Below are 11,774 nucleotides of genomic sequence, written 5' to 3'. Positions count from 1 at the left end.
ACTTAGTTTCTAAATAGTAGCTAGCAAAAAACTGAATTTTGAAAAGGCCGAGATCGAGAGATCTCGGCCTTTTTGTTTTGGATCGAATTCTCAACTTTTGCGATCGTAATTTGCAAAATGATTTTGTGGATAACTCTGTGACAAGTTTATTCGTCAGCTGTCTAAAAGCAGGGTGTAGTAAGGCTTTGAGCGTGTTTTTTGAGTGGGGATATGTTTTAGTTAACCCACAGTTAGATCAGGATCATCACTACATGTTGTGGATCTATTTTTTAAAAGGCACTTTATTCACGCAATTCACAGATTTATCCACAAATGGTGTAAAAGTGATCGCTGGTGGATAACCTTATTAAGTGGATGTGATTGTTAGCCTTGGGATAGGTTACAATGGCAGCAAAGTAAATCAGTATAAAAAGAGAAAGTCATGGACCAGTTTAAACATATCGACGTGCAAGGTGCTCAGGCCCTTATTGAACAAGGCCAAGCTCGACTTGTTGATATCCGCGACCCGCAATCTTTCGCGGTTGCTCACTCAAAAACCGCTTATCACCTCACAAACGACACTATGGTCTCGTTTATGGATGAGGTGGAGTTTGAACAACCTATTTTGGTAATGTGTTACCACGGCATTAGTAGCCAAGGTGCGGCACAATATTTAGTGAACCAAGGCTTTGAAGAGGTATATAGTGTTGATGGTGGCTTCGAAGCATGGCACCGTGCTGAACTTCCTGTGATTGCTGGCTAATGACCTTTATCGCTTAAACATCTCTCATAGCATGAATAGGAAATAACAATGATTAGACTGATGGTGTTAGACAATCCACGTCTTGCTCAAGCATTTATTGATTACATGGCTTCTCGCCAGATCCCTATTCAGATGTCACCTGAGGGAGAAGGGCGCTTTGCGCTTTGGCTGCTTGATGGCCAGTTTCAAGTTGAAACAGAAGCGGAGCTCAACCGCTTCTTGTCGGACCCCAATCATAAACGCTACCAAGCGGCCTCTTGGGATATGGCTGAGACTAGAAAGAGTCACTTCCATTATCACACGCCTAGCTTCATGGGGATGATAAAAGCCAAGGCCGGCCCTGTTACACTTAGCATCATGTTGGTGTGCGTGGTGATTTTTGCACTTCAGCAGATCGGTTTTGGCCAAGCGATTTTCAATGCGTTGCACTTCCCGGCGGTGGACGGGCAGCAGTGGCAATTGTGGCGTTGGTTGAGCCATGCCGTGCTTCATTTCTCGGTTATGCACATCGCTTTCAATATTTTGTGGTGGTGGCAACTGGGTGGAGATATTGAGAAAAAGTTAGGTGGTCTTAAGTTGCTTCAGATCTTTGCAGTCTCTTCGGCGTTGTCGGGAGCTGGGCAATACTGGGTTGAAGGGGCCAACTTCGGTGGCTTATCTGGTGTTGTGTATGCCCTGGTTGGCTACCTGTGGGTGGTGGGCGCAAAAGCACCGCAACTTGGTTTGGGAATCCCAAGACAGATCGTTGGCTTTATGCTGGTGTGGTTGGTACTTGGGTACATGCAGCCATTTATGGCGATCGCCAATACCGCTCACCTAGCGGGTCTAGCGGCGGGTGTTATTATCGGCTTCGTTGATTCAATGAAAGCGCCGAAATCGGCAAGAAGTTAGTTCCTAGCATCGATAGAAACAAAAAAGCGGCCAAATGAGCCGCTTTTTTTAGATTCGTTTTATACCCGCTGTTACTGATAGAGGTATTTGGTAAACAGCAAATCCGCAATCAGGGTTTTGCCCGTCTCTGGAAGTAAAATCTTGTTGAGATGCTCAACTAACGTTTTTCTTAAATCTTCACGACCGGACAGTGACTTAATCGTCTCTTCGTTTTGTTTGCCCAATAGCTCGATTACTGCATCACGAATCAATGGTTGGTGATGCTCGATGGTTGCTAAATCTTTGCTATTCGCCACCATGATATCGAGACGAACTTGAATGTAGCCCAGTTTTTTACCTTTAGTGTAAAAATTGGTGGTCAGGTCTGGCTCTAGCGTGAAGTAGGCTAGTTTAGGTTCCGATTCCTCTTCTGCGAAACTTGATGCTGAAAAGAGTAGAGTAATCGCAAGAAATATTTGGGCTACATAACGTTTGTGCATATTTGTGACTTTTCTTTAGTTTATTCGCGATATTCGAAACGCATTAGTCTTGTTACAATGAACGGTCTAAATCTAAATACGTTTACAATTCGAAGACGCTTTAATTTTGTTCGAAAGTTGAAGCTTTATTGTACGTGTAAAGTCACCTATTGAATACTAGTATGAATCAGCCAATATCGCTGTATCTTAATTCTTTAATGAATGTAGATTGGCAAAGTACAGAAACATTTGATTTTCCTAATGAAACCACCAAAGAGTGGCTGATGGAGCAAGGTTCTCTTTCCCGTAAGTTGGGTAAGTGTTGCCAACATCTGTCTGTGGAGTTGCTTCACAATCAAGTTGTAGAACGCTCAATTGTGCAACAAGATGAGCAGCACCTTTTATCATCGTCTGATTGCTTACTTCGCAAAGTAATTTTGAATGGGGATGATGAACCATGGGTATTAGGCCGAACCTTAATTCCTCGAGTGACATTAGAAGATCAGCATTCAGACCTTTCTCAACAAGGTAATGTCCCGTTAGGGTTGACCGTTTTTAGTGCGGAAAACGTCGAGCGAGACGCGCTGCAAGTCGGTTGGGTTATCGCTGGCGACGAACGATTACTCGCACGCCGCTCTCGATTATGGATGAACCATAAACCGATGCTTGTAGCAGAACTGTTTTTACCAACATCACCCATTTACTCTAAGGAGAGTGTGTAAATGCTTGCCACCAAAGCGAAAGCGTACTGGCAATTAACGCGAATGAATCGCCCGATTGGTACCTTGTTACTCCTTTGGCCTACGTTATGGTCGTTGATTATCGCCGCACAAGGTATGCCAGACTTGGATGTATTAGTCGTCTTTGTATTAGGTGTGGTACTAATGCGTTCAGCAGGCTGCGTGATTAATGATTTTGCTGACCGTAAGGTGGATGGTCATGTAAAGCGTACTAAGCAGCGCCCACTGCCGTCTGGTTTGGTGTCGAGTAAAGAAGCCGTTATCCTTTTTTTAGTACTAGCCGTGATTTCATTCTTGCTAGTACTGACCATGAACCCGCTGACCATTAAGCTCTCTTTTATTGGGGTGGGCCTAGCGTTTATTTATCCTTTCATGAAGCGTTTTACGCATCTTCCACAGTTGTTCCTTGGTTTGGCGTTTAGCTGGGCTATTCCAATGGCATGGGCTGCACAAACCAATGAGCTACCAAGTATCGTTTGGTTTATCTTCGTGATTAATGCACTGTGGACAATTGCTTACGACACCCAATATGCGATGGTTGACCGAGACGATGATCTTAAGATTGGCATCAAGTCGACAGCGATTTTATTTGGCCGTTTTGACAAACTGATTGTTGGCTCGCTGCAGTTAGTGACCTTAGCGATGTTGATTGCATTAGGCATGCATTACCACCTAGGTGACACCTTCTATTGGGCATTGTTGGTAGCAGGCGGCTTGTTTGTTTATCAACAACACCTGATGCGTCATCGCGATAGAGATTTATGCTTCCAGGCTTTCCTTAATAACAATTATGTAGGAATGGCCGTCACCATCGGTTTGTTCATCACTTTTTGGTAAGCGATGGTTTGATAACAAGAGCACAAATAAAAAGGCACCCACAATGGGTGCCTTTTTTGATGGTTTTCAGCTTAGCGCTTAAAGCGTGCCAGACAACAAATTACTCTGCTTGGTGGATGCTCTCTTGAATCGTTAAGCGAACTTCTGGGTAAAGCATTGAGTAAAGAAGCTTAGCGAATTGCTGAGTTTTCTCTAAGTCGCAATTACCGTCGTTATCCAGGTATTGCTGTTGCTTGAGCGTAGCGAACATCGAAGCAAATACACCTTTATCGAAGAACTCAGGTGCGTTGATACCTTGCAGGCGACCTAGGCGTTGTGCAATGTCTTGGCTCTTCTGTTCAAGATCAGATTTATCCAGTTCCGGATTCTCTGCCAATAGGTTAAGAGCAATCGAGTAACGCTGAAGTGTCTCTGAAATCGTACGACCTAGTAGCATTAGCGCTTGGCTGTTCGATTGGTTGATGGTGACTTGATTATCAGACACAACTAGCATGCCTTGGTTAACCAATTCATCGATGATGTTCGACACCACACCTTCAAGCTGCTCTTCGTCGTAGCTCAGGAATAGCTCTTTCTTCAAGAACGGGTAGATTGCCGCGACATTCTTTTGAATTGCATCGATCGTTAAGCCGTGCTGACGAATAGTCATCTGAGCAATTAACGATGGCAGCGCAAACAGGTGAATGATGTTGTTGCGGTAGTAAGTCATCAGAATCGATTGGTGACGGTCTAGTGAAATAATGTCACCCATTGAGTCTGACTCAATCAAGAACTTGTTCAGAGACTCTGCATGTTTCACCAACTCTTCCGCACTGTCTTTCGGTACCGTAAATGTGTCTGAGTAAGGCACATTGTTAAGTAGAGACAGGTAGCAGTTGATTTGAGATACCAAAGAATCGCGAGACAATGCACGCTGACGTGATGCAAGCAGAGCGGTTGCACATAATGTCAGTGCGTTGGTCGCTGCCGCATCGTTGATGTGTGTCATCATCTTGGTTGCCAAGTCATTAACTACTGGCGTCATCCACTGTGGCTTGCTGGTGCCCATTGGATCGATGTCTTTCGTCCACTCTGGAGAATGCTCATTCAGGTATTGGTTAAGCTGAATCGGCTCACCGAAGTTCACGTAGCCTTTACCAAAGTTACGTAGCTTACGGATAGTACGAATCACTAGGCTCGCGTTTTCTTTCTCTTTGCGCTTACCACGTAGTTCTTTTGCGTAAGTCGCTACTTCCATTACGTGCTCGTAGCCGATGTAAACAGGAACTAACGTTACTGGGCGGTTCATACCACGCAGCATTGCCTGAATTGTCATCGCTAGCATGCCGGTTTTCGCTTGTAGCAGACGACCCGTACGAGAACGGCCACCTTCACTAAAGTATTCTACCGAGTAGCCTTTAGCGAACAGCTCAGCTAGGTACTCACGGAAGATCGTTGAGTACAGCTTATTACCTTTAAAGCTACGACGAATGAAGAACGCACCACCGTGACGGAAAATCGGACCGGCAGGGAAGAAATTCAAGTTGATACCCGCAGCGATATGCGGAGGAACCATACCTTCATGGTAAAGCACATAAGACAACAGTAAGTAGTCCATATGGCTGCGGTGACAAGGGACATAAACAATCTCGTGACCATCTTGTGCCAGCTTACGAACGGTTGAAGCGTTGTTGATATGCAGGCCTTGGTACAGTTTGTTCCACAACCAACCTAGAATCTTCTCGCCACGTTTGATCAGTGAGTAAGAGAAGTTCGCTGCGATCTCATCCATGATGTCCTGAGCTTCTTTGCTCGCTTTCTCAATGGAGATGTTCTTTGACTTCGCTTCGTCTTCAATCGCCTTCTTGATCGCTTCTGATTTTAGTAGGCGATCGAACAATGCTTGACGGCTTGGCAGGTTAGGGCCAGAGGCTGCCAGTTTTTGGCGTGAGAAGTGAATGCGAGCTACACGCGCCAGCTTGTGTGCGATAGTGCTGTCGGTGCCGTGTGAGTTTGCCATGTAACGCAGAGATACCACAGGGCTGAATCGTACTAGGCAGTCGCGGCCAGCAATTAAAACAGCGATTGATTTCTCTAAGCCGTTCATTGCTTGTAGGTAAGGCTTCTGGTTATTCTCTTTACCAGGCTTACGGCCCCACAATACCGTTGCAGGGATAACTTGCACATCCAGCTCTGAGTCGTCAGCATGCAGTGCAAGCAGCTCAGAGAAGACTTCAATAGAAGAGGCTGGGACGTAATCATCATCTTGTAGCAGCGTTTTGCGTGAAGAGATAAAAACGTAGCGTGGCAGTGATTTACCACTGATTTCAAGCTTGCTTAATGGATCCGGTAAACCCAGTTCTAGCGCATGCTTTTGTAGTGTCAGTAGGTCGACGCTTGAGCGAAACGGTAAGGCGTATACAATTGGTTTGCCTAAATCAATGTTCAAATCTTCAACTGGATTCGAAGGGATTGATGTGCCTTTTACCAATACGGATAAAGGTAGCTTCATTAATGAACGTGAAAAAGATTGTCCAGAAGACATATAGGTTCACAGCCTCAATAGTTATTTCAATGTGCTTAAGCGTATCTCTATTTCTATGATGAGAGAGGGTAACCCCTTCAAGTAAAATAGGGATAAGCCTAGGCGTAAATTTAATCGATGCAAGAATACCAGAAACTGGTCTAACCTTTTAATGGAAATAGTCATATTGCCGTTAAGTTTGTGGAATATCATTCATCGACTGATTGAGTATAGGGTTAAAAATGACCAAAAAATCAAACACCGGATTTAAACGTATCGTGAAAGCAGCGGGCTTTTCATGGCAAGGCATCACAAGTTCGTTTAAAAACGAGGCGGCCTTTCGACAAGAAGTATTCATGGCTGCGGTGCTGATTCCGTTGGCGTTTTACCTCGATGTGAGCCATGTAGAACGAATCTTAATGGTGTCCTCGATCGTGCTGGTGATGGTTGTTGAGCTCATTAATACTGCAATTGAAGCGGTTGTAGATCGTATTGGGAGTGAACATCATGAGCTTTCAGGAATGGCGAAAGATGTTGGTTCGGCAGCTGTTTTCATCTGTTTAGCGCTAGCGGCTTATGTGTGGTTCGAGATCTTGGTTTTGTAATTAGCGAAAAATGAACTAAAAACAACCAATTGCTTTGCTTTTGTCCAGTTACTGGATATACTCACAGTCAACTGTATAAAAAGACAGGTGAATCATGAAGCCGTTAACGCCCCGCCAACAACAAGTCTTTGACCTTATCAAAGGTAAGATTGAAGATTCCGGTATGCCACCGACACGTGCAGAAATTGCCCGTGAATTAGGCTTCCGTTCTGCAAATGCTGCAGAAGAACATTTGAAAGCTCTTGCTCGTAAAGAAGCGATTGAGATTATCCCGGGTGCGTCTCGTGGTATTCGTATTTTGCTTGAAGATGCAGCAAACGAAGAGCAAGGTCTGCCTCTGATCGGTCAGGTTGCCGCTGGTGAGCCTATCTTGGCTCAAGAGCATGTAGAAATGCATTACCAAGTCGATCCAGGCATGTTTAAACCTCAAGCTGACTTCTTACTTCGCGTAAATGGCGAAAGTATGAAAGACATCGGTATTATGGATGGTGACCTGCTTGCTGTTCACAAAACCCAAGATGTCCGTGATGGTCAGGTTGTGGTTGCTCGTGTTGATGATGATGTAACGGTAAAACGTCTAGAACGTAAAGGTTCTACAGTGCTGTTACACGCTGAAAACGAAGAGTTTTCTCCAATCCGTGTCGATCTAGAATCTCAACACTTGTCTATTGAAGGTCTTGCTGTTGGTATTATTCGTAATACGGACTGGATGTAATCAGTACAAACATCTTATTGATATTTATTCTCAATAACTTGTTATTGCAATTGATATTCATTATCATCTTCTTTGTCGAGATACAAGGAAGATGATGATGCCAATTCAAACCAAGCCTCAAATAAAGCCGTTTATGGCTAAGCCGCGCTCCTCTGATCAAAAGGTTTCTGCTGATCAAGCGTCTGCACATCAAGAACTTCAAGTTCCGATAAACCTCGTTCAACACCTTTGGTTTCGCAGCCGAGAAAGCCTTGCCGATGATGGTCTAGTCTATGACCCTATTGCAGCTCAGGCCTGTAAGCGTTGTCAATTAGCGCCAGAATGCCTTACTGGTGAACTCGACCAACAACAACTTCTCTACGCAACCTTGACTCAACTTTGCGATTCTCAAGTTCAGCAGTTCCTATCTCACAACCCAGATGCATGGATTATTAATGTGGGGGCTGGTCTCGACACCCGTTTTTATCGATTAGACAATGGCCGCTGTCACTGGGTAGAGCTGGACATGACCGAGAACCTACTTTGGCGACAACGTTTGTTCCACAAAAATGAACGCTACCGCTTGGAATGTGGTTCAGTAGATGACCTGACTTGGTTAGATGAACTCAATATTCCAGAGCAAGCTTCGGTAATGGTGGTGTGTGAACATGCACTGCTGGATTGCAATGAGCAGCAAACTGCGCACTTTATTCAATCGCTGAGCCGTTACTTCACTCATGCACATGCGTGTGTTGTATTGGCGGGCGATAAGAGCTCAAGCACTTTAGGTAAGAAGCTGGGCTCTGGTGACTATGCACATGGCTTATCTTCTCCAGTCGACAGCATTCTTAATTGGCTACCGTGGGCACAGTGGGTTAAAGCATTTTCGCCATTAGAGCAGCAATGTAATCGTTGGAAGTTATGGCAGCGACTATTGTGCAAAATTTCCCAGGTTAAAAAACGTTTAACGCCGCAGCTGGTACTAGTGAAGTGGTAGCGCTAGAGCGGTACTACTTACACATACTCGAAGCCACATCTGTCATAAGCCAAAATCTCACAACATAGTGAAAGCACACTCACTAGGTTAAACTATCGCCTCTAATTAAAGAGGTGATCGTGAAGCTATTTAATCCCCAAACTATTTTCCAAACGCTATCCAACCAAGCTATGCACAAACAAGTGCTGTTGCTCGCGATCCCGATGGTGCTTTCTAATATTACTGTTCCACTGCTGGGTTTAGTGGATGCTGCTGTTATCGGTCACTTAGAACATTCTTGGTACCTAGGAGGTGTGGCGTTAGGTGGCACCATGATCAGTGTGACTTTCTGGTTACTCGGTTTTTTACGCATGTCGACAACCGGCCTTGCCGCACAATCGTACGGTGCAAATGATGGCAAGCAGCTTGGTTTAGTCTTCGTGCAGGGCGTGACCATGGCTCTTGGGCTTGCTGGTATTTTCTTGCTCTTACATGGCTTAGTGGCTGATCTGGTTTTTTCATTAAGCAGTGCCAGTGATCAAGTAAAACATTACGGTCAACAGTATTTCTCGACTCGAGCATGGAGTGCACCGGCTGCACTGACGAATTTCGTTATTTTGGGTTGGCTACTTGGAACTCAGAATGCAAAAGCGCCGATGTGGATGGTGATTATCACTAACATCACCAATATCGTGTTGGACGTAGTTTTTGTGATTGGTTTCGGTTGGCAGGTGGAAGGTGCTGCACTGGCATCGGTATTGGCTGATTATGCAGGCTTAACGTTTGGACTGATCTGCGTTTATCGGATCTGGCTAAAGAGACAGTTGCCATCACCGTGGGCTTTGATTAAGAAAACTAGCCAAGGTTTAAGTCGCTTCGTAAAACTGAATCGCGATATTTTCCTGCGTTCTTTATGTCTGCAAGCCACGTTTACTTTCATGACTTTCCAAGGAGCAAGCTTTGGTGATGATGTCGTGGCAGCCAATGCGGTATTGATGAGTTTCCTGATGATCATCTCTTACGGGATGGATGGTTTTGCCTACGCGATGGAAGCCATGGTGGGTAAGGCGATAGGAGCGAAAGACAAAGATGAATTAAATCAGTCGTTGATTGGCACTTTCTTTTGGAGCTTCAATATTTGTGTGGTTCTTACCTTAGTGTTCGCGATAGCTGGGTCAAACCTAATTAACATGATTACCACCATCCCAGATGTAAAAAGCCAAGCTGAGGTGTATCTGCCTTGGTTAATCGCAATGCCGCTGGTTTCAATGTGGTGCTTCTTACTCGATGGTATTTTTGTTGGAGCAACCAAAGGCAAGGACATGCGTAATAGTATGTTTGTCGCGACCTGCAGCTTCTTTGCTATTTTCTTCCTAGCGTCCAGTTTAGAAAATCATGCTCTGTGGCTTGCGATGCTGAGCTTTATGGCAATACGCGGTATTGGCCTTGGTGTGTTATTTGTTTCTCAGTGGAAGAAGGGCGAATTTCTCGCTTAGTTCTAATGGGTAAAAATAAAAGGTGTACAGGTCAAAGGGCATTTAGAACATCATGATCTAATTACTCTCGGTGCTATATTTTTCAATACCTTAAATAAAAACAGCAAGCTCATGGCTTGCTATTTATGTGTTTGGCCTATGGGTGGTCAAATACTCCTGTTAGTTCTTTATTTAGAACAAACGGTTAAGGCCGTTAAGAGCGGCAACACGATACGCCTCGGCCATAGTAGGGTAGTTAAAGGTGGTATTAACGAAGTACTCGATAGTATTCGCTTCTCCTTTTTGCTCCATGATTGCTTGGCCGATGTGAATGATTTCTGCGGCACGCTCACCAAATACGTGGATACCCAGAATTTCTTTGGTTTCACGGTGGAACAGAATCTTCAAACTACCGATGTCTTTACCCGCGATTTGAGCTCGAGCTAAGTGTTTAAATGAAGAACGTCCTACTTCATAAGGTACTTTTGCTGCTGTCAGCTCTTGCTCGGTTTTACCGACTGAGCTGATTTCAGGAATGGTGTAGATTCCAGTTGGGATATCTTCAATCAAGTGACCTTCAGCCTCACCTTTAACAATCGCTTGTGCAACAAAACGACCTTGGTCATAAGCAGCACTTGCCAGGCTAGGGTAGCCAATCACATCACCGACCGCGTATACATGGTCAACGTTGGTTTGGTAATTGGTGTTTACTGATACCTGACCACGAGAGTCTGCCTCTAGACCAACCGCACCTAAGTTCAGTTTGTCAGTGTTACCGGTTCGACCATTGGCATACAGTAAGCAGTCTGCACGCATCTTTTTGCCTGACTCTAGGTGAATGATCACGCCATCATCAGTCCCTTCGATTTTCTCAAAGGTTTCATCGTTACGAATTACAACGCCACTGTTCCAGAAGTGGTAAGAAAGCGCATCAGAGGTTTCATTATCTAGGAATGACAGCAGGCGATCTCGAGTATTAATGAGATCGGTCTTTACACCCAAACCACGGAAGATAGACGCGTACTCACAACCGATAACACCGGCACCATAGATGATGATGTGTTGAGGGTCATGTTTAAGAGAAAGAATGGAGTCGCTGTCGTAGATACGTTCATGCAGAAAGTCGACGTTCTCTGGTTGATAAGGGCGAGACCCCGTCGCAATGACAAACTTGTCAGCACTGTAGTGCTCTTCCGTACCATCACTTTGCATTACAGAAATAGAGTGAGAATCAATAAAGCGCGCTGTACCAAATACTAGTGTACATTGGTTACGATCGTAGAAACCTTGGCGCAGTCGTGTCTGTTTATCGATAACGGATTTCGCATGCCCCAGAATATTGGAAAACGTCGAGTGAATGCTTTTGTTGTTCTGACAGAACAGAGGGTTGTTATTGAATTCGATAATACGACTTACAGCATGACGCAGAGCTTTTGAAGGAATGGTTCCCCAGTGGGTACAACCACCACCAACGCTGCTCTCTTTTTCAATGATTGCAACGTTCAACCCGGCTTTGGTTAATCCCATCGCTGCCCCTTCGCCTCCGGGGCCACTACCAATTACGATTACATCAAAGTGGTTGGAGTGTGGCATAGATATCTTCCTTGTTATATTTGATTAACATTGCTGTAGCGGGATTTTAACTGATTCTGTTCTTGCGTACATGAAAAGGACATCAGAGAGTCGGCGGGATCACGCAGTGCTAGCGAAAAAATAATATTTGGTATGTCGTATGTCTCCAAATGGCGGTGTGGATATTGAAATTTTTTCTGCGAACGTATTTACTGCGGTACGTGAACAAAGAGGCGTGTTTGGTGTCTTATATAACCGGAGTATCTTATATAAATAAGTGA

11 protein-coding genes are annotated in these 11,774 nt (G+C 44.7%); 8 read left to right on the top strand and 3 right to left on the bottom strand.

What is annotated here, in order from left to right:
• Positions 1 to 421: 421 nt before the first annotated feature.
• Together glpE and glpG are read left to right on the top strand one after the other, a co-directional pair.
• Positions 422 to 742, top strand: coding sequence for a thiosulfate sulfurtransferase GlpE (glpE, locus tag BCT81_RS09860; RefSeq protein WP_004740534.1), 321 nt, complete (start codon positions 422 to 424; stop codon positions 740 to 742).
• 48 nt (positions 743 to 790) lie between these two features.
• Positions 791 to 1,633 (top strand): rhomboid family intramembrane serine protease GlpG, encoded by an 843-nt coding sequence (gene glpG, locus BCT81_RS09855; RefSeq protein ID WP_102424015.1) that lies wholly within the window; start codon positions 791 to 793, stop codon positions 1,631 to 1,633.
• 71 nt (positions 1,634 to 1,704) lie between these two features.
• Here glpG and BCT81_RS09850 read toward each other — a convergent pair whose 3' ends face one another.
• Positions 1,705 to 2,112, bottom strand: a complete 408-nt coding sequence (locus BCT81_RS09850) for a flagellar basal body-associated protein FliL (RefSeq protein ID WP_004740536.1) — start codon at positions 2,110 to 2,112, stop codon at positions 1,705 to 1,707.
• Between the two features lie 161 nt (positions 2,113 to 2,273).
• Here BCT81_RS09850 and BCT81_RS09845 point away from each other — a divergent pair, with 161 nt between their 5' ends.
• The gene (locus BCT81_RS09845; RefSeq protein ID WP_162884274.1) at positions 2,274 to 2,813 is read left to right on the top strand and encodes a chorismate lyase; all 540 of its coding nucleotides are present in this window, start codon (positions 2,274 to 2,276) and stop codon (positions 2,811 to 2,813) included.
• On the top strand, positions 2,814 to 3,668 hold the full coding sequence (gene ubiA, locus BCT81_RS09840) for a 4-hydroxybenzoate octaprenyltransferase (protein WP_008224247.1): 855 nt from the start codon (positions 2,814 to 2,816) through the stop codon (positions 3,666 to 3,668). It abuts the gene before it with no gap.
• Positions 3,669 to 3,768: 100 nt separating this feature from the next.
• Here ubiA and plsB read toward each other — a convergent pair whose 3' ends face one another.
• On the bottom strand, positions 3,769 to 6,192 hold the full coding sequence (gene plsB / locus BCT81_RS09835) for a glycerol-3-phosphate 1-O-acyltransferase PlsB (RefSeq protein ID WP_102424014.1): 2,424 nt from the start codon (positions 6,190 to 6,192) through the stop codon (positions 3,769 to 3,771).
• A 221-nt stretch (positions 6,193 to 6,413) separates the two neighbouring features.
• Between plsB and BCT81_RS09830 the strand changes: the two genes are divergently transcribed.
• The 4 genes from BCT81_RS09830 (at position 6,414) to dinF (ending at position 9,942) form a co-directional block, all read left to right on the top strand.
• Entirely contained in the window at positions 6,414 to 6,776 is a 363-nt protein-coding gene (locus BCT81_RS09830; RefSeq protein WP_102424013.1) for a diacylglycerol kinase, read from the top strand.
• A gap of 94 nt (positions 6,777 to 6,870) precedes the next feature.
• Complete coding sequence (gene lexA, locus BCT81_RS09820) at positions 6,871 to 7,491, top strand: transcriptional repressor LexA (protein ID WP_004740541.1); 621 nt, start codon at positions 6,871 to 6,873, stop codon at positions 7,489 to 7,491.
• Positions 7,492 to 7,588: 97 nt separating this feature from the next.
• Complete coding sequence (locus BCT81_RS09815; protein ID WP_102424012.1) at positions 7,589 to 8,467, top strand: class I SAM-dependent methyltransferase; 879 nt, start codon at positions 7,589 to 7,591, stop codon at positions 8,465 to 8,467.
• Between the two features lie 119 nt (positions 8,468 to 8,586).
• Positions 8,587 to 9,942, top strand: coding sequence for an MATE family efflux transporter DinF (dinF, locus tag BCT81_RS09810; protein ID WP_198596875.1), 1,356 nt, complete (start codon positions 8,587 to 8,589; stop codon positions 9,940 to 9,942).
• Between the two features lie 171 nt (positions 9,943 to 10,113).
• Here dinF and sthA read toward each other — a convergent pair whose 3' ends face one another.
• The gene (gene sthA, locus BCT81_RS09805; RefSeq protein ID WP_102424011.1) at positions 10,114 to 11,514 is read right to left on the bottom strand and encodes a Si-specific NAD(P)(+) transhydrogenase; all 1,401 of its coding nucleotides are present in this window, start codon (positions 11,512 to 11,514) and stop codon (positions 10,114 to 10,116) included.
• Between the last annotated feature and the right edge of the window lie 260 nt (positions 11,515 to 11,774).

The sequence above is a fragment of the Vibrio sp. 10N.261.52.A1 genome, from assembly GCF_002876325.1.
Classification (GTDB): Bacteria; Pseudomonadota; Gammaproteobacteria; order Enterobacterales; family Vibrionaceae; genus Vibrio; species Vibrio chagasii.
Note: the sequence above shows the minus strand (reverse complement) of the source record. Positions and strands in the feature narration are given on the sequence as shown.